Source organism: Nonomuraea montanisoli (assembly GCF_013363975.1).
GTDB lineage: Bacteria > Actinomycetota > Actinomycetes > Streptosporangiales > Streptosporangiaceae > Nonomuraea > Nonomuraea montanisoli.
Window position 1 is genome coordinate 170117 of record NZ_JABWGN010000012.1, and the last position, 26995, is coordinate 197111.

Annotated in this window: 25 protein-coding genes and 3 pseudogenes; 18 read left to right on the forward strand and 10 right to left on the reverse strand. The window is 72.0% G+C overall.

Annotation, left to right across the window (positions count from 1 at the left end; genetic code table 11):
• Positions 1–115 precede the first annotated feature (115 nt).
• Positions 116–409 (reverse strand): putative quinol monooxygenase, encoded by a 294-nt coding sequence (locus HTZ77_RS30465; RefSeq protein WP_175593153.1) that lies wholly within the window; start codon positions 407–409, stop codon positions 116–118.
• A 197-nt stretch (positions 410–606) separates the two neighbouring features.
• Here HTZ77_RS30465 and HTZ77_RS30470 point away from each other — a divergent pair, with 197 nt between their 5' ends.
• From HTZ77_RS30470 to HTZ77_RS30500, 7 genes are all read left to right on the forward strand, one after another.
• On the forward strand, positions 607–2043 hold the full coding sequence (locus HTZ77_RS30470) for an MFS transporter (RefSeq protein ID WP_175593154.1): 1437 nt from the start codon (positions 607–609) through the stop codon (positions 2041–2043).
• A gap of 77 nt (positions 2044–2120) precedes the next feature.
• Positions 2121–3632 carry an FGGY family carbohydrate kinase gene (locus HTZ77_RS30475; RefSeq protein WP_328808852.1) on the forward strand — a complete coding sequence of 504 codons (1512 nt, stop codon included), beginning with the start codon at positions 2121–2123 and terminating at the stop codon, positions 3630–3632.
• Positions 3629–5302, forward strand: a complete 1674-nt coding sequence (locus tag HTZ77_RS30480; RefSeq protein WP_175593156.1) for a glycerol-3-phosphate dehydrogenase/oxidase — start codon at positions 3629–3631, stop codon at positions 5300–5302. The genes HTZ77_RS30475 and HTZ77_RS30480 overlap by 4 nt, the downstream gene beginning before the upstream one ends.
• Positions 5299–6849 (forward strand): FAD-binding oxidoreductase, encoded by a 1551-nt coding sequence (locus HTZ77_RS30485; protein ID WP_175593157.1) that lies wholly within the window; start codon positions 5299–5301, stop codon positions 6847–6849. Before HTZ77_RS30480 ends, HTZ77_RS30485 begins: the two co-directional genes overlap by 4 nt.
• Positions 6850–6858: 9 nt before the next feature.
• Positions 6859–7470 carry a glycerol-3-phosphate responsive antiterminator gene (locus HTZ77_RS30490; RefSeq protein ID WP_205303937.1) on the forward strand — a complete coding sequence of 204 codons (612 nt, stop codon included), beginning with the start codon at positions 6859–6861 and terminating at the stop codon, positions 7468–7470.
• Positions 7471–7554: 84 nt separating this feature from the next.
• Entirely contained in the window at positions 7555–8553 is a 999-nt protein-coding gene (locus HTZ77_RS30495; RefSeq protein WP_235995415.1) for a DMT family transporter, read from the forward strand.
• On the forward strand, positions 8553–9695 hold the full coding sequence (locus HTZ77_RS30500; RefSeq protein WP_175593158.1) for an alcohol dehydrogenase catalytic domain-containing protein: 1143 nt from the start codon (positions 8553–8555) through the stop codon (positions 9693–9695). The genes HTZ77_RS30495 and HTZ77_RS30500 overlap by 1 nt, the downstream gene beginning before the upstream one ends.
• A gap of 128 nt (positions 9696–9823) precedes the next feature.
• Here the strand turns inward: HTZ77_RS30500 and HTZ77_RS30505 are convergent, their stop codons facing one another.
• From HTZ77_RS30505 to HTZ77_RS30510, 3 genes and pseudogenes are all read right to left on the reverse strand, one after another.
• A complete protein-coding gene (locus HTZ77_RS30505) occupies positions 9824–10186 on the reverse strand; it encodes a sensor histidine kinase (RefSeq protein WP_235995417.1) in 363 nt (120 codons plus the stop codon).
• Positions 10187–10228: 42 nt separating this feature from the next.
• A pseudogene (locus tag HTZ77_RS48445) lies at positions 10229–10312 on the reverse strand (hypothetical protein); the annotation flags it as partial.
• Positions 10305–10838, reverse strand: a pseudogene (locus tag HTZ77_RS30510) (response regulator transcription factor); the annotation flags it as partial. The pseudogenes HTZ77_RS48445 and HTZ77_RS30510, both read right to left, overlap by 8 nt.
• An 87-nt stretch (positions 10839–10925) precedes the next feature.
• Here HTZ77_RS30510 and HTZ77_RS30515 point away from each other — a divergent pair.
• The 5 genes and pseudogenes from HTZ77_RS30515 to ligA all read left to right on the forward strand — a co-directional run bounded on the left by HTZ77_RS30515 (position 10926) and on the right by ligA (position 16779).
• A complete protein-coding gene (locus HTZ77_RS30515; RefSeq protein ID WP_175593159.1) occupies positions 10926–12284 on the forward strand; it encodes a S41 family peptidase in 1359 nt (452 codons plus the stop codon).
• Between the two features lie 65 nt (positions 12285–12349).
• Entirely contained in the window at positions 12350–13096 is a 747-nt protein-coding gene (locus tag HTZ77_RS30520; protein ID WP_175593160.1) for an ABC transporter ATP-binding protein, read from the forward strand.
• A 2-nt stretch (positions 13097–13098) separates the two neighbouring features.
• Positions 13099–13761: a hypothetical protein gene (locus tag HTZ77_RS45480; protein WP_205303939.1), complete on the forward strand. Its 663-nt coding sequence runs from the start codon at positions 13099–13101 to the stop codon at positions 13759–13761.
• Positions 13762–13776: 15 nt separating this feature from the next.
• Positions 13777–14577, forward strand: a pseudogene (locus tag HTZ77_RS45485) (FtsX-like permease family protein); the annotation flags it as partial.
• Positions 14578–14691: 114 nt separating this feature from the next.
• The gene (gene ligA, locus HTZ77_RS30530) at positions 14692–16779 is read left to right on the forward strand and encodes an NAD-dependent DNA ligase LigA (protein ID WP_175593161.1); all 2088 of its coding nucleotides are present in this window, start codon (positions 14692–14694) and stop codon (positions 16777–16779) included.
• Positions 16780–16818: 39 nt separating this feature from the next.
• Here ligA and HTZ77_RS30535 read toward each other — a convergent pair whose 3' ends face one another.
• Positions 16819–17766, reverse strand: coding sequence for a helix-turn-helix transcriptional regulator (locus HTZ77_RS30535; RefSeq protein WP_175593162.1), 948 nt, complete (start codon positions 17764–17766; stop codon positions 16819–16821).
• Positions 17767–17847: 81 nt separating this feature from the next.
• On the opposite strand from HTZ77_RS30535, the gene HTZ77_RS30540 reads away from it, so the two are divergent.
• Complete coding sequence (locus tag HTZ77_RS30540; RefSeq protein WP_175593163.1) at positions 17848–18555, forward strand: alpha/beta fold hydrolase; 708 nt, start codon at positions 17848–17850, stop codon at positions 18553–18555.
• Between the two features lie 99 nt (positions 18556–18654).
• Here HTZ77_RS30540 and HTZ77_RS30545 read toward each other — a convergent pair whose 3' ends face one another.
• Complete coding sequence (locus tag HTZ77_RS30545) at positions 18655–19791, reverse strand: FAD-dependent oxidoreductase (protein ID WP_175593164.1); 1137 nt, start codon at positions 19789–19791, stop codon at positions 18655–18657.
• A 124-nt stretch (positions 19792–19915) separates the two neighbouring features.
• On the opposite strand from HTZ77_RS30545, the gene HTZ77_RS30550 reads away from it, so the two are divergent.
• The gene (locus tag HTZ77_RS30550) at positions 19916–20518 is read left to right on the forward strand and encodes a TetR/AcrR family transcriptional regulator (RefSeq protein WP_175593165.1); all 603 of its coding nucleotides are present in this window, start codon (positions 19916–19918) and stop codon (positions 20516–20518) included.
• A gap of 187 nt (positions 20519–20705) precedes the next feature.
• Here HTZ77_RS30550 and HTZ77_RS30555 read toward each other — a convergent pair whose 3' ends face one another.
• Positions 20706–21476, reverse strand: coding sequence for a TIGR03084 family metal-binding protein (locus HTZ77_RS30555; RefSeq protein WP_328808870.1), 771 nt, complete (start codon positions 21474–21476; stop codon positions 20706–20708).
• 138 nt (positions 21477–21614) lie between these two features.
• A complete protein-coding gene (gene map / locus HTZ77_RS30560) occupies positions 21615–22439 on the reverse strand; it encodes a type I methionyl aminopeptidase (RefSeq protein ID WP_175593166.1) in 825 nt (274 codons plus the stop codon).
• An 88-nt stretch (positions 22440–22527) separates the two neighbouring features.
• On the opposite strand from map, the gene HTZ77_RS30565 reads away from it, so the two are divergent.
• Both HTZ77_RS30565 and HTZ77_RS30570 read left to right on the forward strand, forming a co-directional pair.
• Positions 22528–22797: a helix-turn-helix domain-containing protein gene (locus HTZ77_RS30565; RefSeq protein WP_175593167.1), complete on the forward strand. Its 270-nt coding sequence runs from the start codon at positions 22528–22530 to the stop codon at positions 22795–22797.
• 99 nt (positions 22798–22896) lie between these two features.
• Positions 22897–23793 (forward strand): LysR family transcriptional regulator, encoded by an 897-nt coding sequence (locus HTZ77_RS30570; RefSeq protein ID WP_175593168.1) that lies wholly within the window; start codon positions 22897–22899, stop codon positions 23791–23793.
• Here the strand turns inward: HTZ77_RS30570 and HTZ77_RS30575 are convergent.
• Both HTZ77_RS30575 and HTZ77_RS30580 read right to left on the reverse strand, forming a co-directional pair.
• Positions 23765–23953 carry a hypothetical protein gene (locus HTZ77_RS30575; RefSeq protein WP_175593169.1) on the reverse strand — a complete coding sequence of 63 codons (189 nt, stop codon included), beginning with the start codon at positions 23951–23953 and terminating at the stop codon, positions 23765–23767. The genes HTZ77_RS30570 and HTZ77_RS30575 overlap by 29 nt on opposite strands.
• A gap of 62 nt (positions 23954–24015) precedes the next feature.
• Positions 24016–24501, reverse strand: a complete 486-nt coding sequence (locus tag HTZ77_RS30580) for a YybH family protein (protein ID WP_328808854.1) — start codon at positions 24499–24501, stop codon at positions 24016–24018.
• Between the two features lie 219 nt (positions 24502–24720).
• Here HTZ77_RS30580 and HTZ77_RS30585 point away from each other — a divergent pair, with 219 nt between their 5' ends.
• Positions 24721–25989, forward strand: coding sequence for a cytochrome ubiquinol oxidase subunit I (locus tag HTZ77_RS30585; protein WP_175593170.1), 1269 nt, complete (start codon positions 24721–24723; stop codon positions 25987–25989).
• Positions 25990–26002: 13 nt separating this feature from the next.
• Positions 26003–26977, forward strand: coding sequence for a cytochrome d ubiquinol oxidase subunit II (locus HTZ77_RS30590; RefSeq protein ID WP_175593171.1), 975 nt, complete (start codon positions 26003–26005; stop codon positions 26975–26977).
• The last annotated feature ends 18 nt before the right edge of the window (positions 26978–26995 follow it).

Sequence of the window (26995 nt, forward strand, 5' to 3'; positions counted from 1 at the left end):
ACTCCCCCTCCCTGCCGTCACAGGGCGGGCGTACCCGGCAGATGACCCTTCATGGCACGGCGTGGCGAAGAGAGGGCGTCTCGTGGTCCTCCGGATCCCTCGGGGTCCCGCCGGGTCAGGGGTCGAGGGGCTCGTAGGCGACCACCTCCCGGGAGGCGAGGCGGGCCAGGCAGTCGCCGACGACGTACTTCTGGAAGTGGGCGGAGGCGCGGTGCGCCTCGAAGGCCGCGGCGTCGACGTACCGCTCGTAGATCATGAACCGACGGGGGTCGTCGACGGAGACGTGGGCCTGGTAGCCGAGGTTGCCCGGTTCCTGGCGCGACAGCGGGGTGATGACCCGGATGATGTCCGCCACGGCGTTCTCCTCGCCGTCGCGGGCGGTCCACACAGCTTGCACGACATAAGCCATGCCCGGTGACTCTAGGGCGACGTTCGCGCCACTCACAAGCGGCCCGCACCACTTGACAAAACGGACAGACCGCAAATAACGTCCCGTCAACCGACAGGCACAGACGAAGACATCCCTGTCAGTGGTCTTCGTCTGTGCTTTTTGTCGTTCTCGGACCGCTGGCAAGGGACATCACCCCCCCTGAAAGGCGGCTGAGCATGAACCACGGCTCCGCGCACACGAGAACAACGGTCATCGGCAACGCGGGCGACGCTGCCCACCTCATCGACACCCTCAAGACCCTGAACGGCCGGGCGAACGGGATCTGGTTCCTCGCCCTCGCCGGACTGTTCCTCGACGCCTACTCCAACGCGGCCCTGGGAGCCGGACTGGTCCCCATGGTGAAGCAGCTGGACCTGTCGCCCACGCAGGTCGGCGTGCTCACCGCGATGGCTCCGGCGATCGCCATCGTCTCCAATCCCTTCGGCGGCTGGCTCGCCGCGCGGATCGGCCGGGTCAGACCGCTGCTGATGACGAAGGTCGTCTTCGCGCTCGGCGCGGTGCTGACGGCGGCCGGCTCGGACTTCCAGACGGTCTTCGCCGGGCGGGGCCTGGTGGGCATCGCCTACGGCATCGACTTCGCGGTGGCGATGGCGCTGCTCGCCGAGTACACCCCCGCCTCTCTCAAGGGCAGGCTCAACTTCTGGCAGGGCGTCTGGTACACGGCGACGACCACGAACCTCCTGCTCACCCTGCTGTTCTACAAGTTCGACGTCGGCGCCGACATCTGGCGCTGGTCCGTCGGCTCGTCGGCCGCCTTCGCGCTCGTCCTCCTCGTCCTGCAGCTGGTCTTCCTGGTCGAGAGCCCCACCTGGCTGGCCGCCAAGGGCAGGCTGCGGGAGTCCGCGGCGAACCTGCGCCGGATGTACGGCTTCGACGTCCAGGAAGGAACGCAGGAGACCGGGCCCGCGCAGGACCCCGCCCGCCAGGTCGGGCTGCGGGACGCGGGCGTCCTGTTCCGCAAGCCGTACCTGCCCAGGACCGTGCTGTCGACCGTCATCTCCCTCACCCAGGCCATGCAGTACTTCGCCGTGGGCTGGTACCTGCCGGTGATCAGCCTCGAACTGTTCGGCAAGGAGTTCGAGAAGGCGACGTTCGGTTCCATGGCCTTCAACGCCGTCGGCATCGTCGGCGGTTGCCTGTCGGCCTACGCGGGCCGCCGGTTCGGCCTGCGGGTCAGTTCGATGGCCGGCTACGCCATGGTGTTCGTCGCCCTGCTGGTCATGGGAGCGACGTTCAAGCAGCTGCCCATCGGGCTGGCCGCGCTGCTGCCGGTGCTGTTCATCTTCTGCCACTCCGCCGGCCCCGGCCCCAACGGCAAGTCGATCGCGGCGCTGTCGTACCGCAGCGACATCCGCACGCTGGGCACCGGCGTGACCGGCATGCTCGGCAGCCTCGGATCGGTCGCGGGTCTGTACCTGTTCCCGCAGCTCCAGGCGGGTATCGGAGTGGGCGGCAGCCTGATGGTCCTGTCAGTGGTGCCGCTGGTGGGCCTGCTCACCTGCGTGGCGATCAAGTGGGACCCGACCCGCGTCGCGGTGAACCTGGAGGAAGAGGCGATCAGCCTCCCGCAGCGCACGACGGTGTCGGCCTGAACGGTGTCCGGCTCGGACACGACGAAAGGACCCCGCGGATGACAAGGGCGCGGATGACAGGGGAACGCCGCCGAGGCGTGCTCAGCATCGATGAGGGCACCACGGGCACCCGGGCCGCCGTGGTCCTCGACGACGGCGGCGCCGCACCACCCGCGTACCTGCCCCTCTCGGTCCGCTCGCCCGACCATCTGCGGGTCGAGCAGGACGCGACGGAGATCTGGGCGAACACCGTCATGGTCTGCCGTGAGGCGCTGGACTGGGCGGCCGCGCACCGGGTGGAGATCACCGGGGTGACGATCTCCACCCAGCGCGCCACGGTGCTGCTGTGGGACACGGTGACCGGCTCCCCGCTGAGCCAGGCCGTGGTGTGGCAGGACCGCCGCTACGCCGCCCGGCTGCGGGAGTGGGAGCCGCAGTGGGACGCCCACCTGGTCGAGCACACCGGCCGTCCGGTCGGATCCAGGGCGCCGCTGCTGTGGGCGGCCGAGCAGGTCGCCGGCAACGCGGCCGTCCGCCGGGCCCACGACGCGGGCAGGCTGGCCTTCGGCTCGGTCGACACCTGGCTGGTCTGGAAGCTCACCGGGGGCGCGCGCCACGTCATGTCGGCCACGAACGCCGTGGCCGCGGGCGCCTACGACCTGCGGACCGGCGACTGGCACGAGCCGTGGGTCGCGTTCCTCGGCTGCCCGCGCGACGTGCTGCCGGAGATCGTCGACGACGACGGCGACTTCGGCGCCACCGACCCGTCCGTGCTCGGCGTGCGGCTGCCCATCCTGTCCGTCATGGGCGACCAGCACGCCGCGATGATCGCGCTCGGGGCCCATCGGCCGGGCCAGGCCACCACCGTCCACGGGACCGGGACGTTCCTCGACGCCGTCGCGGGCGACCGGCCTCCCGTCCACCGCCGCCCGGTGCCGGGGGTGCTCACGCTGGTCGGCTGGCGCTCGCGCGGCACGTCCGTGTTCAGCCTGGAGGGCTACGCCTCGACGACCGGGTCGGCGATGCGGTGGCTGTGCGAGGAGATCGGGCTGTTCGACTCGCCGGCCCGGCTGGCCGAACTCGCCCGCGAGCACACCGGGCCGACCCGGGTGATGTTCCTGCCCGCGCTGGCGGGTGTCCGGACACCGGTCTGGTCGCCGGAGGCCACGGGGATCCTCACCGGGCTCAGCCTGTCCACGACCCGGGCGGAGCTGGCCCGCGGCGTGCTCAACGGCTTCGCGCACTCGGTGTGCGACCTGCTGGAAGGCGTGGAGCAGGTCATGGGCCGGCCGGTCACCGACCTGTTCTGCGGAGGCGGGCTCGCCGGCAGCGACGTGCTGATGTCCGCCCAGGCGGACCTGATCGGCCGCCCGGTACGACGTGCCCGCGACCACGAGACCGCCAGCCTCCGCGGCGTCGCCTACCTCGGCGGCGTGCGGGCCGGACTGTGGCCGAGCGTCTCGGCGGCCGTCGCCGGGCTCCAGGCCGCCCCTGTCTTCGAACCCACCCTTCCCGAGGCCGAGCGCCTGGAGTCCCGCGCCGCATGGCGCGACCTGCTGGCTCGCCACACCGGTCTCGAACCCGACGCACAGGAGGAATCAACCTCGTGATCCGGCTTCCCGAACGCAAGGCGAGGTCAGAGGCGAAGAGCGCCATCCGCCGTACCGCGCTCGCACTCGACCGCCGGGAGCAGATCGAACGGCTCGCCTCCCGGCCCGTGGACGTGCTCGTCGTCGGCGGCGGCGTCACCGGCTGCTACACCGCGCTGGACGCCGTCACCCGCGGCCTGAGCGTGGCGCTCGTGGAACGCGACGACTTCGCGTCGGGCACCTCGTCCAAGTCGTCGAAGATGGTGCACGGCGGTCTGCGCTACATCGAGCAGGGGAACCTGCCGCTGGTGCGGCGTTCGCTGCTGGAGCGGCAGCGATTTCGCCACAACGCGCCGCATCTGGTGCAGCGGCTGCCCTTCGTCTTCCCCGTGCTCGCCCAGGACGGCGTCTTCGACGCCCGCATCGCCAAGGCGTTCGAGGGCCTGCTGTGGACCTACGACCTCGCGGGAGGCTGGCGCATCGGCAGGCTGCACCGGCGGCTCAGCGTGCCCGAGGTCCTCGCCCGCGCCCCGCGGCTGCGCGCCGAACAGCTCAAGGGCGGACTGCTCTACTACGACAGCCGCACCGACGACGCGCGCCTGACCCTGACGATCGCGCGCACGGCGGCGCATTTCGGGGCGACCGTGCTCAACGGCGCCGCCTGCCGCGGCCTCGTCCGCGAGGGCGGCAGGGTACGCGGCGCGACCGTCGAGGTCGACGGCCGGGAGATCGAGGTGCGGGCGAGCGTCGTGATCAACGCCACCGGGGTCTGGTCGGACACGCTGGAGGCCATGTCGGACCCCGGCCACCGGCCCCGGATCCGTCCCGCCAAGGGGGTGCACATCGTGGTGCCCTGGACCCGGCTGCCCATCGACGGCACCGTGACCGTGCCCATCCCCGGCCGGGCCCGCCGCGCGACCTGCACCCGCTGGGGAGACGTGGTCGTGGTCGGGACGACGGACACCGACTACGACGGCTCCCTGGAGCACGTGCTGTGCACCAGGGAGGAGATGCAGTACCTCCTCGACGGGGCCAACACCGCCTTCGACGCCGGCCTCGGCCCCGAGGACGTGGTCGGCTCGATCGCCGGGCTCCGCCCCCTGGTCGGCGGCAAGGAGGGGGCCACGCTCGACATGAGCCGCGACCATCACATCTCGACCGACGCGCAGGGGCTCGTCACCGTCACCGGCGGCAAGCTCACCACCAGCCGGCACATGGGCGAGCTCGTCGTCGACGCGGCCCTGCGGGTGCTCGGGCGCAAGGCCCGCTGCCGTACGGCACACCTGCCGCTGCTGGGCGGCGCCGGCTACGACGCGGAGGCCACCTCGGCGACCGGAGGGCTCGGCGCCCACCTGGGACAGCGGTACGGAACCGAGGCCCGGTTCGTCGGCGACCTGTTCGGCGAGGACCCGTCCCTGGCCGAGCCGATCGTCGAGGGCTCGGCGCACCTGCGGGCCGAGGTGGTCTACGCGGCCAGGTGCGAGCTGGCGCGGACCGTCGACGACGTGCTGTCGCGCCGTACCCGCATGCGGGTGTTCGCCCGCGACCTGTCGGTCAAGGCCGCCCCGGAGGTCGGCCGGCTGCTCCAGAAGGAGCTCGGGCTGTCCGACGCCGAGGTCGCCCGGCAGGTCGACGACTACGTCCGCGGCATCGACCGCGAGAAGACCGTACTGATGGAGGCACTTTCATGATCAGCAGGCAGACCGTCACCCACCCCTTCAACCGGGGCGACTACGTCGTCGGCGCGCCCACCCCGCCGCGCTGGGCCGCCGACTGCCCGCCCGGCACGGGGCAGGCCAGCCTGCAGAGCGCCGCGGTCGAGGTGCCCGGCGCGGTCGTCGACGAGCTGCGGGCGATCGCCGCCGCCGTGCACACCGAACGGGACGAGGTGATCGCGCGGACCCGCGACTGGTGGGCGGGCACGTCCATCGGCGAGACGGACGGCCACCCCGCCACCCCCGACGCCGTGATCGTCGAGGCGGCGGACGAGGAGCAGGTGGCCGCGGTCGTCAGGCTCTGCCACGCGCACGGCATCCCCCTGACGGTCTCGGCCGGCCGCAGCAACGTCCTCGGCGCCGCCCTGCCGGTGTTCGGCGGGGTCGTGCTGGACGTCTGCCGGCTCAACCGGATCATCTCCTTCGACGCCGAGTCGATGATCGTCGAGGTGCAGGCCGGCATGTTCGGCGACCTCTTCGAGAAGGAGCTGCAGGAGACACACGGCGCCACCACCGGGCACTGGCCGTCCGCCTTCGCCATCTCGACGGTCGGCGGCTGGGCGGCCTGCCGGGGGGCCGGCCAGCTGTCCACCAGGTACGGGAAGATCGAGGACATGGTGGTCGGGCTCGACGTCGTGCTGCCCGACGGGAGCACCGCCGGCTACGGCACCTACCCGCGAGCCGCCGTCGGCCCGGACCTGCGCCAGCTGTTCATCGGCTCCGAGGGCACGCTCGGCGTGATCACCCGGCTGCGGCTGCGCACCCACCGGCTGCCCGACTACGCGGTGGGGCTCGCGTACGGCTTCGACACGTTCGCCGCGGGGCTCGACGCCTGCAGGGAGATCCTCCAGCGGGGCGCCACCCCCGCGGCGCTGCGCCTGTACGACGCCCACGAGAGCGGCACCCACTTCGGCGAGCCGGGCACCAACCTGCTGCTCATCGCCGACGAGGGAGACCCCGCACTGGTGGACGCGACCATGGCGGTGGTCGAGGAGGTCTGCGGCGGGCGGGCGGCGGTGACGCTCGACGGCGACGCGGTCCTCGCCCGCTGGCTGGACGAGCGGATGCTCGTCGGCAAGTCCGGCGACGGTTTCGCCAAGGGCCCCGGCTTCGTCGCCGACACCTGCGAGATCGCCGCGCCGTGGTCGTCGCTGCCGGCGATCTACGACGAGGTGGTGGCCGCCATCGAGGCGGTCCCCGGGACGCTGCGCGCCTCCGCGCACCAGTCGCACGCCTACACCGACGGCGCCTGCCTGTACTTCTCGATGCGCGGCGAGGTGGAACGGCCCCGCCGCCGCGAGTGGTACCGGGCCGCCTGGGACGCCGCCAACGACGTGCTCATCCGGCACGGCGCCGCGATCAGCCACCACCACGGCGTCGGGCTGCTGCGCTCGCCGTACGTCGAACGCTCGCTGGGCAGCGGCTTCGGCACCCTGCTGGCGGTCAAGCAGGCCCTCGACCCCACAGGGATCATGAACCCGGGGAAGCTGGGGCTGCCCAGCCGATTCCAGGCCGACGCATAAGGTGGACCGGTGACCCAACGTCCGAAACGTCCCCTGGACCGTCGCCTGCTGGCCTCGCTCGCGGAGCATCCCGTGATGGCGTCGCTGGTCGGTGTGGAGATGGCGGACCGGTTCACCACCACCTCGACTCCACTGGGCATCCTCGCCTCGGTCCCGCTCGGGGAGCTGGAGGCGACCGTCCGGCGGACCCTCGCCGCGGGCAAGATCGTGTTCGTCAACATGGACTCGACGCCCGGCCTGGGCCACGACCCCGGCGCCCTGGCCTACCTCAAGGGCATCGGGGCCATCGGGATCTGCTCCACCCGCGCGGCGATCATCGAACGGGCGGGCAGCCTGGGGCTGCTGACCATGCAGAAGGTGTTCGTCACCGATCGCTCCAACCTGCACCGCAGCCTCCAGGGCGTCGCCCGGTCCCGTCCCGACCTGGTCCAGCTCATGCCCGCGGTCGTGCTGCGCTACGTGGAGCAGCAGGTCAGGGACCTCGGGGTGCCGTACCTCGCCGCCGGGTTCGTCCAGGGCGAGGCGGACGTGGTCGAGGCGCTCCGCCACGGCGCCGCCGGGGTCTGCACCTCGGACCAGGCCCTGTGGGAGCTGCGCCGGTCGGCGCTGCGCGCCTCCTGAGGCCGGGTCCCGCCTTCCCGCTGTCCAGCCATGCCTCAGCCGCCCCGTGTGTTCTCACGGGCGCTCTCACGGAAGGACGACTCGTTGACGCCGGTCACCCCGGACGTTTCCGGACACCCACCCGGTGCGCCGCCCGGACCGCGGAACGGCGGCCGGGCGGACAGCCGGTCCGCCGGTGCGGGAGAGCGGACGGGCGGCGGCCCGCGGCTGACGGCGGTCGCGCCCGCCGTGTTCGTGGTGCTCTGGAGCAGCGCGTTCATCGCCGGCATCCCGGGGGTCGCGGCCGCTCCCCCGCTGCTGCTGATGTTCGCACGCTTCGCCCTGGCCGGGGTGCTGCTCGCCGGCTACGCCCTGATCATCCGCGCGCCCTGGCCGCGCGGGCGGGCCGCGGCGCACATCGCCGTCTCCGGTCTGCTGATCCAGGCCGTGCAGTTCGGCAGCTTCTACACCGCGCTCGGCATGGGCTTTCCCGCCGCGGTCGTCTCCCTCGTCCAGGGGCTCAGCCCCGTCGTCATCGTGCTGGCCACGCGCCTGCTCGGCGAGAGAGTCACCCGGCGGCAGGGGCTCGGCTTCGCCCTCGGCGCGGCCGGTGTCGTCCTCGCGGTGGCCGACCGGGTGAGCCTGTCCGTCTGGGGCGTGCTGCTGTGCCTGCTCGGGTTGCTCGGGCTGAGCGCCGGCACCCTCTACCAGAAGCGGTTCGTCCCCGGCATGGACGTGCGGACCGGGACCGCGGTGCAGCTTCTCGTCAGCGCCCCGGCGGTCGGGCTGGCCTGCGTGGCGGTCGAGACCCCGCGGGTGTCGGACTGGGCGGCCTTCGGCGGGTCCGTGGCCTGGATGGTGGTGGTCAACTCCATCGCGGCGTTCATCCTGCTCAACCGGATGCTGCTCCGCTCGTCCGCCAGCAGGGTGAGCACGGTGTTCTTCCTGACCCCGTCGGTGACGGCGGTGCTGGCCTGGCTGCTGGCCGGCCAGTCGCTGCACCCGCTCGCCGTCGCCGGGCTCGTTCTCGGCGGCGCCGGTGTCCTGCTCGCCAACAACGGCGTGAGACAGCCGTCCCTGGAAGCCTCTGGAGAGGTGAAGTGATGAGAATCCGCGGAGCCGTCCTCGAGGAGATCGGCCGCGCGCGGCCGTACGCCGAGTCCCGTCCGCTGTCGATCTGCGAACTCGACCTGGACTCCCCCGGCCCCGGCGAGCTCCTCATCAGGATCGAGGCGGCCGGGGTGTGCCACTCCGACTTGTCGGTCGTCGACGGGAACCGGGTGCGGCCCGTCCCCATGCTCCTGGGACACGAGGCGGCCGGCGTGGTGGAGCAGGTCGGCGCCGGCGTCGACGACATCCCGGTCGGCCGGCGGGTCGTCATGGCCTTCCTGCCGCGCTGCGGCGCGTGCCAGGGCTGCGCCACCGACGGCGTGACGCCCTGCGTCCGGGGAAGCGCGGCCAACAACGAGGGAACGTTGCTGACCGGTGGCGTGCGCCTGCACCGTGACGGCGCCAGGGTCCTGCACCATCTCGGGGTCTCGGCCTTCGCCACCCACGCGGTCGTGGACCGGCACTCGGTCGTCCCGGTGGACGACGACGTCCCTCCCGAGGTCGCCGCGGTCCTCGGCTGCGCCGTGCTCACCGGCGGCGGCGCGGTCATCAACGCCGGCAGACCCGCCGCCGGCCAGACGGTGATGGTCGTCGGGCTCGGCGGCGTCGGCATGGCCGCGCTGATCACCGCCCTCGCCCTGGACGGCGTCACGGTCGTCGGCGTCGACGGCAATCCGGACAAGCTCGACACCGCGCAGAGGTTGGGCGCCCACGGGACCTACAGCCCCGCCGAGGTCGCCGAGCTCGGGATCAGGGCGTCGGTCGTCATCGAAGCGGCCGGGAACGCGCGTGCTTTCGAGAGCGCGGTGGCCGCGACCGCTCCCGGTGGCCGTACCGTCACCGTCGGGCTGCCGGCGTTGCACGCCCGATCGTCGATCTCGCCGCTCCAGCTCGTGGCGGAGGGACGCACCATCATCGGAAGCTACCTCGGCTCGGCCGTTCCCGCCCGCGACATCCCGGTCTTCGCCCAGATGTGGCGCGAAGGCAGGCTGCCGGTGGACGCGCTGGTGTCGGCGAGAATCGGGCTCTCCGCCGTGAACGAGGCGATGGACCAGCTCGCCGACGGCAAGGCCGTGCGGCAGGTCATCGTCTTCGGCGAGGACCAGGCCCCGGTGAGCGCCGTCGCGTCGCTCTGAGCTTCGCCGCAGGCTGTCCTGGCGCTCACCATGCCCGCCGTCGCCGCCCGGTCCCGCGACGACCTGCGGGAGATCGCCATCCGGGCGACCTGCGAAACCCCGGAGAGCCTGATGGGATCGCGTTCCCCCTATGGTCGAGAAGCGAAATCCACGACGAGCTCCAACCCGCCGCCCGGGTTGGGGTTCGCTCGCACGTCGGCCCCGTGGGCCCTCGCGATCGCCGCGACGATCGACAAGCCGAGCCCGGCGCCCTGTCCGGGGGTGGTGTGGAGCCGCCGGAAGGGCTCGAAGAGGTCGCCGAGACGTTCCCGGGGCACCTGCGGGCCGGTGTTACGGACCGTCAGCGCTCCACGGGAGAGCGTCACCTCAACGGTTCCGCCGGGATGGTTGTGGCGGACCGCGTTGTCGACGAGGTTGGTGACGAGCCGGTTCAGCAGGACAGGGTCCCCGTCGACGAACCCCTCGACGGAGCGTTCGAGCCGGTCGAGCATCGCGTCGAAGGTGTCGGCCAGTTCCTTCAGCTCGTCCTCCGGCCCGGCGAGCGCGATCCGTTCGTGCAGGGTCGACAGGGACAGCCGCTGCGCGGTGGCGGTGATCCGGTGGACGGGCCGCAGGATCCGCCCGGCGTTCGGAGCTCACGACCGCGCCGTCCGCCCTCATCAGCACCTCCAGGACGGCGAACTCCTTGAGTGACAGACGCAGGTGCCGCCCGTCGCGCGCGGCCTGCAGCCGGTGCCTGTCGAGCACGATCCCATGCCGCGTCAGCACCGGCGGCACCCGCGACTGGCTGCGCCGCCCCAGCGCCTGCACCCGTGCGACCAGCTCGGTGTAGTCGAACGGTTTGGGCAGGTAGTCGTCGGCCCCCATCCCGAGACCCGCGACCCGCTCCGGCACCGACGCCGCCGCCGTCATCATCAGGATCCGCGTACGGCTCCCGCGCGCCACCAGCTCGCGGCACACGAGATCGCCGTGGATCTCGGGCAGGTCCCGGTCCAGCACGAGAACGTCGTAGTCGTGCACCGCCAGCCGCTCCACCGCGGCCGCCCCGTCGTGCACCACGTCGACGGCCATGGCGAGGCGGCGCAACCCCACCGCCACGAGACCGGCCAGGTCGCGTTCGTCTCCGGCCACCAGAATCCGCATCCGACGTTCATACTCGAACCGGGGTTTCAACGGCGTTAACGGATCCGTTCACGGCCGCGCAACCCGCTTCAGGCCACGCTGGCGGCCATGAACAGAGCGCTCTGCGCGGCCGTCCTGGTGGCGGCCTGCTCCATGTCCGCACCCGCGCCGGCATCGGCCACGACGTCCCGGCAGGCGTCCTCATCGGCCACTCCGGGCGGGGGCTGCGCCCCCAGCACCGCGCCACCGCAGGAATCGGCGCCGCCGACCTCGGTGAACACGCTCCGGCAGGCGTACTTCTGCGTGCTCGACAACTACTACAGCGGCCCGGTCATGGACGCGAAGGCGCTGCTGAAGAGCGCCTTCGCCGCCTACACCCAGAGCCTGATGCGGCGCGGCGCGGACCGGGCCGACCTCAGGCTGCCCGCCCTGACGGGGAACCGCGACACCGACTGGGCCGCCTTCGCGAACGTCCTCGGCCCCGGCGACCCTGCCGCCCTGCGCGCCGCGATCACCGGCATGGTCGCCGGACTGCACGACAACCACGCCCGCTGGGTCAGGCCGACCCCGTCGCAGGAGGGCGGGCCGACCGGGACGGGCATCGTGGGCGCGTCGGCTCAGCAGGGAGGATCGCAGCTCGACCCCGCGGCCCGGCCGCCGATGTTCATCACCCGTGTCCTGCCCGGCAGCCCCGCCGCCAAGGCCGGCATCAGAGCCGGTGACATCGTCGTCAAGGCCGACGGCGTGCCGCCGTTCATCGGGGACACCGTGAACCAGGGCATCCTCGACGTCTTCGCCTCCGGCACGGTACGGCTCACGCTCAAGCGTCCGACAACGGGACGAACCCGCACCGTCGAGCTCAGAGAGGGCCCCGTCACGCGGCAGCCTCCGGCGGTGACGTCGAAGAAGCTCGCCGACGGCGTCATCCACGTCCGGCTGCCCGGGTTCTACGAAGGCGCCGCCGACCAGGTCATCGCCAGGTTGAAGGGCAGGCCGAAGGCGGTGGTCCTCGATCTGCGCGGCAACGGCGGCGGGTCGCCTCGCGAGGTGACGCGGCTGCTCGGCGCGTTCGCGCACGGCAAGGTCACCAGCTACTTCTGCCCGCTGAAGGGCGACTGCGTGCCGAACCGGACCGACGACAGCGTCCCGCTGCTCGGCTCGCGCCTGGTCGTCCTCACCGACCGCGGGTGCGCCTCGGCCTGCGAGGACTTCAGCGCGGCCGTCAAGGACAACGGCCTGGGCACCCTCGTCGGGACCCGCACCGCCGGGGCCGTCTCCGGCCCCGGCGAGGGATACCTCCTCGACGACGGCAGCCTCCTGCTCCTGCCCAAGGTGCGGCACCTCGGCCCCGCCCGCGAGATCATCGACACGATCGGCGTCCCGGTCGACCACTACGCCCCCATGACCGCCCTCGACCTGGCCACCGGACGTGACCCGGGCGTGGCCAAGGCGCTGGCGCTCCTTTGAACCGGATCTTCTCCGAACCGGATCAGGACCCGTCAGCAGAACCGGACCCGTCGAAGGAGCGGATCGTGAGCGATGCCGCCGGCACGCCCGTGCTGAGCGCCCGCGGGCTGCGGAAGGAACACGGCAAAGGAGAAGGACTGGTGCGCGCCGTCGACGGCGTCGACCTCGACGTCGGCGCGGGAGAGACGGTGGCGATCACGGGGCCGAGCGGCAGCGGGAAGTCGACGCTGCTGCATCTGCTCGGCGGGCTGGACCGGCCCTCGGGCGGCGAGGTGTCGCTGAACGGCCGGCGCATCGACGACATCGGCGAGAAGGCCCTGGCCCGGATGCGGCGGACCGAGGTCAGCTATGTCTTCCAGTCCTTCCCTGATGGAGGAGCTCACCGCCGTGGAGAACGTCGAGCTGGCCGCGCTGCTCGCCGGACGCTCACCGCGGTTCGCGCGGCGACGCGCGCAGGAGCTGCTGGACCGGCTCGGGCTCGCCGGCCGGGCCAGCAGCTCCTGCCCTCCGTGCTCTCCGGCGGCCAGCGGCAGCGGGGCGCGGTCGCCCGGGCGCTGAGCAACGAGCCGCTGGTCGTCCTCGCCGACGAACCGACCGGAAACCTGGACAGCGCCGCCACCTCGGACGTCCTCCGGCTCTTCGAGGACCTGCACGAGTCCGGGCAGACGCTGGTCATCGTCACCCACGACGCGCGGATCGCGGCCACCGCGGACCGGACGTTCTCGATGCGCGACGGCGCGCTCGTGGACGGCACCCGGCTGGCCGTCGGCACCACCGGTCAGCTCGGCGCGCTCGTCGGGCCGGAGGATTGACCGTGATGGGCCGCATCCTGCTCGTGATCCGTCTCGCCCTACGCGATCTCCGGCGTCGCCGCACCGAGACCGCGCCTCTGCTGATCGCCCTCCTGGCCGCCACCACGACGCTGACGCTCGGGCTCGTCCTGCGCGACGCGGCCGGCGACCCGTACCGGAGCACCCGGGCGGCCACGGCGGGACCCGACGTGGTCGCCAACGCCCACCACACCGGCCTCGCGGAGCTCGGGAGGCCGGCCACCGCCTCCGGCGTCACCGCGCACAGCGGACCGTACCCCGTCATCGCGGGAAAGCTCGAGGCGTCCGGCCGGACGTCGGACGTGCAGGTCGAAGGACGCGACACCACCGTCGCGGCGGTCGATCAGCCCCGGGTGACGCGGGGCGGCTGGGTCAGCGCCGGCGGCGTGGTGCTCGAGGCCGCGTTCGCCGGCTCGCTCGATGTGGGTGTCGGCGACCCGGACCATGCCCAGGCATTCGTCGACCGGGCCGGCGGCGATCAGGGCGGCGCCATGCCGATGCGGACCTGGCAGAGCATCCTCGCCGACGCCACCGACCTGGCCCGGGACTCCCAGATCCTGCTGCTCATCGGCGCCTGGCTGCTCGGTCTGCTCGCCGTGGCCAGTCTCTCGGTGCTGGTCGGCGGCCGGATGGCCGACCAGCACTGACGCGTCGGGCTCCTCAAGGCGGTCGGCGGAACCCCGAGCCTGGTCGCCGCCGTGCTGCTCGCGGAGTATCTCCTCGTGGCCGTGGTCGCGTCCGCGGCCGGGCTGGCGATCGGAGCGCTGACCGCTCCCCTGCTCACCGAGTCCGGTGCCGGCCTCGTCGGCAGCGCGGGGACGCCGTCGTTGACCTGGCCCACCATCGGTCTGGTGACCGCCGTGGCGCTCGGCGTCTCGGTGGCGGCGACCGCTGTTCCGGCCGTGCGCGGCGCCCGTACCAGCACCGTCAGCGCGCCGGCCGACGCGGCACGCCCACCTCGCCGTCCCGGGTGGCTGATCGGTCTCTCGGCGCGGCTGCCCGTCCCGCTGCTGCTCGCCTTGCGGGTCGCCGCCCGCCGGCCGCGACGGGCCGTGCTGGGCGTGGTCAGCATCGCGGTCACGGTCAGCGGGATCTACGTCCTCCTGGTGCTCGACGCCTTCCTCGGCGACCAGCCGGGCACCGGCGCGTACACCGAGACCCAGGTGGCGGTGCTGCGGCACGTGCTCCTCGTCTGGACGGTCATCCTGCTCTCGCTGGCCGTCGCCCTGGCGACCGCGCAGGTGCTGCCCGCGTTCCTCGGCGCCGTCCTGGGGGTCTTCCCGGGAGGCTGGGCACTGTTCGCCGCCATCACCACGATCACCGGCGGCGACGGCGACAGGGCCACGCTTCCCGCACCCTGGCAGCTCATCGCCCTCGTGCTGGCAACCGTGCTCGTGGTGGCGGCGCTCACCGCTGTTCCCGCCCACCTCGGCGGCCGCCGTCCCGTGACGGCGATTCTCTGAGACGACGAGTCTCTGAGACGACGAGTCTCTGAGACGACGAGTCTCTGAGACGAATCTCCGAGACGAATCTCTGAGACGAAGGGAAATGTCGGAGCCGACCGGCACTATGAGCGCATGATCGACGCTCCTCCGCACACCGAGCTCTCCGACCAGGCCGCCTACGCGGCGGCCGTGCAGCTCGCGGCCGACGCCGCCGCGGCGTACTACGGCCAGGGCGACTCGCCCTTGGATGACGACGCTTTCGACCGGCTCGTGCGGGGCATCGCCGCGTACGAGCGCGAGCACCCCGAGCAGGTGCTTCCGTCCTCGCCGACCGGGAAGGTGGCCGGCGGCGCGGTGGTCGGCGACGTGCCGCACACCGTGCCGATGCTGAGCCTGGACAACGTCTTCGGCCCCGACGACCTGGCCGACTGGGCCGCCTCGCTGGAGCGCCGGCTCGGCCGGACGGTGACGGCCTGGAGCGTGGAGCCCAAGCTCGACGGCCTGGCCATCTCCGCCCGCTACCGCGGCGGCCGCCTGGTCCAGCTCGTCACCCGAGGCGACGGCACCGCCGGTGAGGACGTGTCCCACGCCATCGGCACCATCGTCGGCCTGCCCGAACGGCTGGCCGACCCCGTCACGGTGGAGCTGCGCGGCGAGGTCATGATGACCGCCGGGCAGTTCGAGCAGGCATGCGCCAAGCGCCAGGCGCACGACGGCAGCACCTTCGCCAACCCGCGCAGCGCCGCCGCCGGCACGCTGCGCGCCCAGGACCGGCCGTATGTGTGCGAGCTGACGTTCTTCGGCTACGGCGCCCTGCCCGGCCCCGGCGACACGTCGGAACTCGCTGTACGGCTGCGGGAGCTCCCGCACAGCGAGATCATGGCCTGGGTCGCCGACCAGGGTGTGCAGACCACGGCCTCCACGCCGGTGGCCGGTGTCGTCACCGCCTCCCTGGAGCAGGTCCAGGAGCGGGTGGAGCAGATCGCCGCCCAGCGGGCCGAGCTGCCGTTCGGCATCGACGGCATCGTGATCAAGTGCGATCTGGCCGCCGACCAGGAGAAGGCGGGATTCAGCTCGCGGGCGCCCCGCTGGGCGATCGCCTACAAACTCCCCGCCGTCGAGAAGATCACCAAGCTGCTGGGCGTGGAGTGGAACACCGGCCGCACCGGCGTCATCGCCCCGCGCGCCGTGCTGGAGCCGGTCACGCTGGACGGCAGCATCGTCACCTACGCCACCCTGCACAACGTGGCCGACATCACCCGGCGCGGGCTCATGCTGGGTGACAGCGTCGTCGTCTACAAGGCCGGCGACGTCATCCCCCGGGTGGAGTCGCCGGTCGTGCACCTGCGCACCGGCGGCGAGCAGCCCATCGTCTTCCCCGAGGTGTGCCCGCACTGCGGTGACGCCATCGACAAGTCCCAGGAGCGGTGGCGGTGCGTGCGCGGCCGCGCCTGCCGGGCGATCGCCTCGATCAGCTACGCCGCCGGACGCGACCAGCTCGACATCGAGGGCCTGGCCGACAACCGCATCCACCAGCTCCTCGACGCGGGGCTGATCGCCGACTTCGCCGACCTGTTCACCGTGACCCGAGAGCAGTTGCTGGGCCTGGAGCGGATGGGCGAGACCAGCACCGACAAGCTCCTGGCCGCCATCGAGCGCGCCAAGAGCCGGCCGCTCAGCAGGGTGTTCTGCGCTCTCGGGGTGCGCGGCACCGGCCGGTCCATGAGCCGCCGCATCGCCCGCCATTTCGGCACCATGCAGGCCATCTGCGCCGCCGACGCGGAAGCGCTCCAGGCGGTCGACGGCATCGGCGCCGAGAAGGCGCCGCTCGTGGTGGCCGAACTCGCGGAGCTCGGCGACCTCATCGGCAAGCTGCTCGCGGCGGGGGTGAACATGACCGAGCCCGGCGTCGTGACGGCGGCACCGGGCGGCGCGCAGCCGGCTTCCGCCGAGCTGCCTGCTTCCGCCGAGCTGCCGCTGGCCGGGATGTCGGTCGTCGTCACCGGCGCGATGAGCGGCAGGCTGGAGGCCCTCTCGCGCAACGAGGTCAACGAGCTGATCGAACGCGCCGGCGGCAAGGCGTCCTCCAGCGTGTCGGCCAAGACCTCACTGCTGGTGGCGGGCGACAAGGCCGGATCGAAGCGGACCAAGGCCGAGGGACTGGGCGTGCGGATCGTCACGCCCGAGGAGTTCGCCGAGACGGTGGAGCGATTCCTGTAGCGGTCGCGGAGCGGCGTGCTGGAGCGGCTCGGGGGGCGTTCATTCCACCGTCTGTTCCAGCAGGCGCTCGGCCAGGCGCCGGACGGCGGCGTGCAGCTCCCGCGGCGACAGGATCGTGAACGGGAAGCCGAGCCCGGCGAGCATGGCGGCCATCCCGTCCAGGGACTCGGCGCGCGTCCGCAGGAGGACTCCGTCCGGTGTCTCGGTGAGGGTGGCCACCGACGGCGGGATGCGGCGGGACGCCTCGGCGAGGGGAACGCGCATGATGACCTCGACGCTGTGCGCGTACGGTACCTGGACCAGTGACGCGGTGACCTGCCGCACCGGGTCGGACTCCTCGGGGATCTCATAGGAAGCCGTTCCCGGGACGACGGAGGAGATCCGGTCGACGCGGAAGGTGCGGATCTCGCCGGACCGGTGGTCGTGGCCGGTCACGTACCAGCGGCCGGAGTGGAAGACCAGGCCGTGGCCGTCCAGTTCGCGTTCGGTCTGGTCGCCTTTCCAGGAGCGGTGGCGCAGGGTGACCCGGCGGCGGTCGCGGATCGCGGCGGCCAGGGTCAGCACGGCCCGGCTCGCGGGCGTCGGCGCCGCGCGTTCGGCGAGAGTGAAGTCCAAGGTCTCCTCCAGCGCGCCGACCTGCTCGCGCAGCGTGGCCGGCAGCACCCGGCGGATCTTGGCCAGGGCGGCTTCGGTGGCCTCGGCGGCGAGGCCCAGGCGGCGTCCGGCGAGCAGGCCGAGAACCACGGCGGTGGCCTCGTCGTCGGTGAGCATCAGCGGCGGCAGCTTGTAGCCGGGCATCAACTGGTAGCCGCCGTAGCGGCCGCGCTCGGCGGCGACCGGGATGCCCAGCTCGGCGAGCCGGGCGGCGTAACGCCGGACGGTCCGCTCGTCCACACCGAGCCGCTGCGCCAGGTCGCGACCACCCAGCCCGTGGTGCGCCTGGAGCAGTTCGAGCATCGCCAGCATCCGGGTCGCCGGATATGACACAGGTCACCCCCATAATCCGGGCGGATTCTGTCCGATATTGGCTATAGCGTAGCGACATCGGATCACTGGAAGGACGATGAGATGACGAACTACGTGCTGGTTCCCGGCTTCTGGCTCGGCGCCTGGGCTTGGGATCAGGTGGCGCAGGAGCTGCGCGCCGCCGGCCATCAGGTGCGGGCGGTCACCCTGACGGGGCTGGCGGAGAGGGCCGGGGAGCTGTCGCCGGAGGTCGGCGTGGAGACCCATGTCGCCGACATCCTCGCGGCGATGGACGGATGGCAGGAGGTCGTCCTGGTCGGGCACAGCGGGGCGAGCGTCCCGGTGACCGCGGTCGCCGACCGGCATCCCGAGCGGCTCAGCCGGGTCGTCTACGTCGACACCGCGCCGCTGCCGTCCGGGGTGGCGGTGATCGACTTCAACGACGAGGACACGCAGAAGGTCTGGCACGCCCAGGTCGTGGACGGTCACGCGCTCGACGCGCCCTCCTTCGAGCCGGGACAGGCGAACTTCGCGGGACTGACCGAGGAGCAGTGGGCGCGGATCCACGCGAAGGCGACGCCGCAGCCGTGGGGCACGGTCACTCAGTCGGTTCGGCGGCCTGAGCAGATCCCGGCGACGCCGAAGACCATGATCGCCTCGACGATGCCGGTGGCGCTGATCCGCGAGCTGATCGCTTCGGGGAACCCGGCGTTCGCTCCGCTCGGCACGCCCGAATGGACCTTCGTCGAGCTGCCGACCGGCCACTGGCCGATGTTCTCGCGACCGGCGGACCTCGCCGCGCTGCTCTGACGACCTCCGCATTCGGCCCCAGGTGCCGCTCTTCCTCTTTCTTCCGTCGCAGGCCGGCCGCGACCGTCTTGTTCCTCGGCGCGGGCGGCCGGGTCCTCCTCAGTGGTCGTCGTCACCGAAGTCGTGGACCTCAGGGGACAGCAACTGCTCGGCACCGCCCTCCAGCAGCTTGGCGGTCCCGGTCGAGCGGGGCAGCATGGTCGCCTCGTAGGCGCGGACGGCCTCGTCGAGGGTGGCGGAGCCGGCCAGCGCGAGAGCGAGTTCGCTCGCGTCGAGCAGGGCAAGGTTGACGCCGACGCCGAGCGGGGGCATGAGGTGGGCGGCGTCACCGAGCAGGGTGACGGTGGGGTTGTGCTCCCAGGTGTGCGGGACCGGGAGGGCGAGGATGGGGCGGTCGACGTAGGGGCCGTCGTTGTCGCTGATCAGCCGGCGCAGGCGGGGAGACCAGCCGGCGTATTCCTTCAACAGCTCGGCGCGGATGCCTTCGGTGTCGTCGATGGTCAGGCCGCTGCGGCTGATCCAGTCGATCGGGACGCGCCGGATGATGTAGACGCGGATGTGGTCGCCGCCGTTGCGCTGGGCGAACAGACCGCGGTCGCCGTCGCCCGCGGCCGCGCCGCCCTGGCCGACCAGGTCGGCGATCTCGGGATGGCGGGCGTCCACGTCGTCGAACCACGCCTCCAGGAAGCTGACTCCCGTGTACGCGGGGACGGCGGGCGAGACGGCCGGGCGGACTCGGGAGAAGGCGCCGTCGGCGCCGATGACCAGGTCGGTCTCGACGGTCGTGCCGTCGGTGAAGTGCAGCAGCCGCGGCCCGCCGGCGGGCCCGCCGACCCGGTCGAGAGCGCGGCCCCATCGCACGGTGCCCGGCTCCAGCGAGTCCAGCAGCAGATCGCGGAGGCGGCCGCGGTCGATCTCCGGTTTGAAGCGCTCTCCCTCCTCGGGCACGTGGTGCAGCACCATCTCGCCGGCGGGGGTCAGCTGCCGCATCTCCTGCCCCTCCGGACGCGCCAGCGCGAAGAACCCCTCCAGCAGACCGGCCTCGCGCAGCGCGAGCTGGCCGTCGTCGGCGTGCAGGTCCAGCGTGCCGCCCTGGTCACGGGCGTTCCGGTCCGCGTCACGGTCGTAGACGGTCACCGCCAGGCCGTGTCTCTGCAGGATGCGGGCACAGGCCAGGCCACCGGGGCCGGCGCCGATGACACTGATGCGGGCCTTCATGGGTGCGGGAGAGGTCATCGCCGGAATTCCTTTCGAAGCACGGGACACGGGCTCCCGGAAGACTAGGCACGAAAGTGAACCGGGTCAACTAATGAACCGAGGCCACAAGTTGTCTGAGGTCGCGATCGTGTAGGGTTGCCTCATGACCGCGTCCCCTGCCGGCCGCCGCGAACGCAAGAAGGCCGCCACCCGGCAAGCGATCGCCGACGCCGCTCTGGAGCTCTTCCTGGAGCGCGGCTACGACCAGGTGAGCATCAGCGACATCGCCGACGCCGCCGACGTGTCGAAGACCACGGTGTTCAAGCACTTCACCGGCAAAGAGGCGCTCGTCTTCGACCGGGACCCGGACCAGGAAACCGAACTGATCGCCGCGGTACGGCGACGCCCCGCGGGTCAGAGCGTCGTGGACGCCCTCCGCGAGCACGTCCTCGACACCCTGCCGCCGATCGAGACCCATCCGCAGCGGGCCGCGTTCGTGCGCCTCGTGGACTCCACCCCGGAACTGCGGTCCTACTCCGAACGCATGTGGACCCGGCACACCGGCTCCCTCGCCGCGGCCATCGCCGACGAGTTCGGCGTCGACCACGACGACCTCGCCTGCGCCACCCTCGCCCGCTACGTCCTGGACATCCCCGCCCTCGTCCGCGGACGACGCGACCTCCCGGCCGCCATCCGGACCTGCTTCGACGTCCTCACCCGCGGCTGGCGACCGCCGAGCACCCCCACCACCGCGACCGCCGTCTGACCCTCTCCCGGCGACCGCGCAGGGACCTCTTCCGGCGGCCGCACATGACCCTCTCCCGGCGACCGCACAGGATTACCCCCGGCGGCCGCGCCCGACTCTCCCCCGGCGGCCACGCAAGGGACCTGTCACTGCGGGAGGCCGCGCCGCGGGCCAGGGGCAGCTCTCCCGCCTTCGTCCGCTCGCCTCCTCAGAGGAAGACGCGAGCGATGTCCAGCCACTTCTGCGCGTCGTCACCGATCGCCGTGAGGTCGGTCCGGGCTCGGGATCTGCGGTGCGTGACGCGCAGGCAGAAGTCGAGGGCACTGCCCCGAACCCGCTGCGCGGCGTCCTCCGGGCCCCAGCCCCAGGTCTGGCCGTCGGGGCCGGTCAGCTCGACACGGAACGGCTCCGCCGGAACAGGCAACTGGGCGACATGGAACGACAGCTCTCGCCCCACCACTCCCAGCGCGGCCACGTGCCGGAGCCGATCCGTCGGACGGCGCGCGACACCCAGCGTGTCGAACACGTCCTGCCCATGAGCCCACGTTTCCATCAGGCGGAGCGGCACCATGAGCGCCGCGGTCAGCTGCGAGCCGTACCACGGAAACCCGTGGTCCCGCGGAAGGTCACGGAGCGCCGCCGCCACCTCGGCTCGACCGGCGCGCCAGCGTTCCAGCAGCACCGATCGCGGTTCGGCCGCTCCCGCGGCGGCGTCGAGATCGGCGTACTGGCTGCCTGCGGCTTCCGCCTGCTTCAGGACCGCGTCGAACGCCTCCGGGGTCCGCACCGCGATGAGAACGTTCGCATCAGCCGCGGCGAGGTGCGCGATCTGGTGGGCGATCGTCCACCCCACCGCCGGAGTGGGCTTCGACCAGTCGGCCTCCGCCGACACCAGGGCGTCGAGCTCATCCCCTTCGGCCACCAGGTCGGGCAGAGCAAGGTCGAGCTCTATACCGGACAGGTCAAGGCCGTAGTTCACCAACGGGGTCACCTCCACACATCGAGCAAAGTTGATCAGATGTGGTCAGGCTAGCCGAAGTCGATCTCGGCCTCGGTCGGACTGCCGGCCGAACCGTCCGTAGAACCGTCGGCCGCCCCGTCCGCCGGACGGGGCGGCTCAGGCGTCCTTGACGGACAGCCGGCCGGCGGAGTCGGCCCGCGACACGGGGCCTTCCGACTCACGCCGGGTGAGCACCAGGGGGGCGTCCTCGGTGACGGCGATCGTGTGCTCGGAGTGGGCCGTGCGCGAGCCGTCGGCCGACCGGATGGTCCAGCCGTCGGCGTCGTAGACGATGCGACCGGTCGTCCGCGCGAACCAGGGTTCGAGCGCGAGGGTCAGCCCCGGCCGGAGCTTCAGGCCGCGGCCCGCCCGGCCCAGGTTGGGGACGTGGAGCTCCTCGTGCATGGTGCGGCCGATGCCGTGGCCCCCGAACTCGGTGTTGACCGGATAGCCGTAGTCGGCGGCCACCGCCCCGATGGCCGCCGAGATGTCACCCAGGCGGTTGCCCGGACGCGCCATCTCGATCGCCGCCTCCAACGCTTCCTCGGTGGCGCGGATGAGCCGCAGATCCTCCTCGGCGGCGGTGCCGACGACGACCGTGCGCGCCGAGTCGGCCACCCAGCCGTCGATGCTGACCGCGAGGTCCGCGCTGAGCACGTCCCCGTCGCGCAGCATGTAGTCGTGCGGCAGGCCGTGCAGGACGGCGTCGTTGACGGACAGGCAGATGACGTTGCGGAACGGGCCACGCCCGAAGGACGGCGCGTAGTCCCAGTAGCACGACTCCGCCCCACGCCGCTTGATCATGCCGCGTACGTGGTGCTCCAGGTCCAGCAGGTTGACGCCCACGTCAGCGAGCCGGCCGACCTCCGAGAGCACCTCGGCGACGAAACGCCCGGTCACGTGCATGCGCTGGATCTCCGCAGGCGTCTTCAGCTCGATCACGAATACCTCGCGTCACAGGTGGTTGGTATATTTATACCGGGACCCTAGCACTTGCCGGGATAGTAATACCACCCCTATCCTTGGGGCCATGGTTCGCCAGCCGCTCACCCTTGAGCAGATCGAAGCCGGCAGGCGTCTCGGCGCCCTGCTGCGCCGCGCGCGAGCGGGACGCGACCTGACGGAGGTCGCGCAGGCCGCCGGCATCTCCCCGGAAACCCTGCGCAAGATCGAGACCGGACGGCTGCCGTCCCCCGGATTCGGCACGATCGTCTGCCTCGGCGAGGCGCTCGACGTGCCGCTTCAGGACCTGGCGGCCTGCTGGCGCGGCACCGGCCTACCACTGGAAGCCGTCTCCTAGCCACACGGATCCACTGGCCCCGCAGATCCAGACGCCATGGCTCACGGGTTATCTCGCCTGAGATTAATATCGCCGTAGCGCTATGCGTCTGGAGGCGTGATGGAGTTGAACTCGCTCAGGCAGTTCCTGGTGGTGGCGCGGCTGGAGCACCTCAGCGGCGCGGCCGAGGAGCTTCGCGTCGCCCAGCCGTCGCTGAGCCGTACCATCGCCCGGCTGGAGAGCGAGCTGGGCACACCGCTGTTCGACCGGAGCGGCCGGCTGCGGCTGAACGACGCCGGCAAGCTCTTCCGCGACTACGTCGAGCGCTCCCTGGGTGAGCTGGACGCGGGGCGGCGAGCCCTCGCCGAGGCCGTCAGCGAGGGGGTGGGCACCGTACGGCTCGCGTCGGAGACCTTCCTCACGCTCACCGGGCCGCTGGCGGCCTTCAAACGAGCCCACCCGACCATCGAGGTCGAGCTCCGCTGGATGGCCGCCGAGGACATGGGCCGCCACCTGCGGGCCCAGGACGTCGACCTGTGCGTCGCCTCCCAGCCGATCTCCGCCGAGGGCCTGGAGGCGGTCCAACTGCTCGACGAGCCGGTCGGCGTGGGCACGCCGCTCGACCATCCGCTGTCGAGCCGCACGTCGGTGAGCATCGACGAGCTCACCGACCAGCCCTTCGTCAGCGCCCGCAGAGGGCACTGGCAACGCCGGCTCCTGGACCGGCTCTTCGCCGCACGCGACCGTGTCCCGAAGATCGTCTGCGAGGTCGACGAGCCCAGCGCCATCGCGGCCCTGATCAGCGCGGGGCTCGGCATCGGCCTCGTCCCCGCCTTCGCCCGGACCAGCTCCACGCGGGTCCCCGCCGCCTGGGTCCCCGTCGACAGCCCCGACTGCCGACGCTCGGTCACCCTGTACTGGGGCGCCGGCAGCCACCTGTCCACCGCCGTCCGCCTGATGCGCACCACGATCGCCAACTGGGACTGGATCATCGGCGAACCGCAGGAGAAGCGCTGAGGGCGCGCTCCATGACCGTCACCTTGCTCGGCGCGCTCGGCGGCAGGTGCGGCGAAGGCGTGTCGGGGTCGGCGAGTCGCCGCGGGGCGGGGTGCCCGGTGGCGATGAGGGTGCGCAGGTCTTCGGCGGCGTCCCGGTGGTCGACGGTCAGGGCGGCCACGGGGATGCCTTGGCCGAGCCAGAGCCGGGGCGACGCGGCGGGGGCGGGAGCAGGGGGCGGGATCAGGGTTCGAGGTCGACGACTCCCTTGCCGCCGGCGACGTCGAGCGGCACCGAGACCTGGTCGTGCACGATCAGCCACGTGCCGTCGATCTTCTGCAGGCAGTACGTGACCCTGACCCACATCCCGCCGATCGCCGTCCCGTTCTTCAGCGTCCCGCCGAGACGAGCGAACGCGTGCCCGAACGCCACGTCTTCGCGCACGGTGAGCGTCAGGTCGCGGACCTCGTAGGTCACGTCCTCGAAGGACGTGAACACGGGCGCCCAGTTCCTGAGCTTCGCCTCGATCCCCACATGCTGGAGCGGCGGCTCGATGTCGAAGGACACGATGTCCGTCGCGTACAGACGCTTCAGACCGTCGAGATCCTTGCCCTGGAGCCCTTCGACGATCTTGCCGATCAGCTCGCGGATGCTGGCTTCGTCAACCTCGCGCTGCGTGGTCATCACTACCCCGCCCTTTCCCTTCGCGGCGAGAACTTGGCTTCTCACACCCTCAACCCTATGGCCAGAGAGTTATCTCGTCCAAGATGAGTATTGCCATGGTGTTATGACCGCGGAGGCATGAACGCGAGCGGCGCGGCCGTCGGCGAGGGGTTATGCCGTCCGGGTTATCCGTCCATGGCAAAACCGGTCTTTGGCGGCATAAGCGCCTGTCCCCTACGGTCGCCATGGGCCCACCCCACACCACCGCACCAGGAAGGCCGCACCATGAGCGCTGCGGATCTGGCCCGACTCCAGTTCGCGGCCACCACCGGCATCCACTGGCTGTTCGTGATCCTCACGATGGGCCTCGTCCCCCTCGTGGCGATCATGCACACCAGGGCCGCGTTCACCCGAGATCCCGACAAAGCAGCAGTACGGGAGCGCATGACCCGCTTCTGGGGCCAGCTCTACCTCATCAACTACGCCGTCGGCATCGCCACCGGCATCGTGATGGAGTTCCAGTTCGGGCTGAGCTGGAGCGGGCTGAGCGCGTTCGCCGGCAACGTGTTCGGCGCCCCGCTGGCCCTGGAGACCCTCATCGCCTTCTTCGCCGAATCCACCTTCCTCGGCATGTGGATCTTCGGGTGGGGGCGGCTGCACCGCGGCCTGCACGTCACGCTGATCTGGCTGGTGGCCCTGACCGCCTACGCCTCCGGCTACTGGATCCTCGTCGCCAACGGCTTCATGCAACACCCCGTCGGCCACCAGGTACGCGACGGGGTCGCCTACCTCACCGACTTCGCCGCGCTGCTGACCAACCCCAGCGCGCTGATCGCGCTGGCCCACGTCACCCTGGCCGCGCTCACGACCGGCGGGGTGTTCGTCGCCGGCGTCAGCGCCTACCACTTCGCCCGAGGCACCAAGGACACCGACCTGTTCCGCGGCTCGCTCCGCCTGGGGGTCTGGGTGGCCACACTGGCCTCCTTCTTCGTCATCATCGTCGGCGACCTGCAGTTCCCCCTGCTGCGCCGTACCCAGCCGATGAAGATCGCCGCCATGGACGACAGCGGCGTCGCCCAGGTGCAGGCCCAGCTCGTCCAGCAGTACGGGCCGGGCGACTACACGCTGCCGGGCGCATGGCTCCGGATCTCGATGGACGCCATGACGATCATCGGCAACACCGTCTCCACCGTCACCCTGATCGCCCTCGTCCTGCTGTGGAAGGACTGGCTGGTGCGCCGGCGCCCCCTGGCCTGGCTGATGACCGCGATGATCCCCTTCCCGTTCGTCGCCTCGGTGGGCGGCTGGGTCTTCCGCGAGGTGGGCCGCCAGCCGTGGCTGGTCTACGGCGAGCTGAAGGTCGCCGACGCCCTCTCCCCCGTCAGTACGGCCGCGCTGGCCGTCTCGTGCGCGACCTTCATCGCCCTCTTCGTGGCGCTGGCGGTGACGAACTGGACGCTCATCATCCGCCTGGCCAGACGCGGCCCGGACGCCACCCAGCTCGGCGCGCCGCAGCCGCTGCCCGAGGACAAGCCGGCAGTTCCGGCCTTCTGAGAGCGAGACGACCATGCAGACGTTCTGGCTGGCCCTGCTCGGGCTGCTGTTGTCCGGCTCCTTCGTGCTGGGCGGCTACGACCTCGGCGTGCAGATGCTGCACCCGTTCATGAGGGACCGCGACGCGGCTTTGGGCGCGATGGCGCCGTTCTTCCTGGGCAACGAGGTGTGGCTGGTGGCCTTCACCGGCGTGCTGTTCGGCGCGTTCCCGCACCTGGAGGGCAGCCTGCTGCCCGGGCTGTACCCGCTGGTGGTGGCGATCCTGGCCGGGCTGGTGGCCGGCAACGCCGCGGTCCAGCTACGCCGCCGTACCCGCCGCGGCCGCCGGTGGTGGCAGGCGCTCATCGTGGCGGGCGGCGCGTTGCCGGCGGTGTGCTGGGGGCTGGTGGTGGGGCTGTTGCTGCACGGGGTGCCGCGCCTGGCCGACGGCGGCTTCCACATCGGGGCCGGCGAGGTGCTGACGCCGTTCGTGCTGGCCTGCGGGGTGTGCGTCGCGCTGCTGTTCGCTGCCCACGGGGCGGCCTTCCTGGCGCTGCGCTCGGCCCCTGACCTGGCCGCCAGGGCCCGCCGGGCGGGCACCACGCTGGCGGGCGCGGCAGGGGCCGCCGCCGTCGTGGCGCTGGCGCTGACGCTGCTGGGCGTGGGTGCGTCGATGACCAACCCGCTCATCTCGGCGCTCCTGGCCGGGCTGCTGGTGACGGCGCTGGTCGCCGCCCGGTGGTCGCTGTCGCGCGGGCACCGCGTCCGCGCCTTCGCCGCCACCTGCTGCGCGACGGTCGCGCCGGTGCTGCTGGTGGGGGCGGGGCAGTACCCGTACGTGCTGGCCACCGAGGCCGGCGCGGGCCTGAGCGTCGCCGAGGCCGCGGCCGACGGCGCCACGCTGCAGATCCTCACGGCGTTCGGCGTGGTGCTGATCCCGGTGATCCTCGCCTACCAGGCGTGGAGCTGGTGGGTCTTCCGAGCCCGCACCGCCGGCGGCTACTTCTGAGCGGACGGCGGCGAGGGG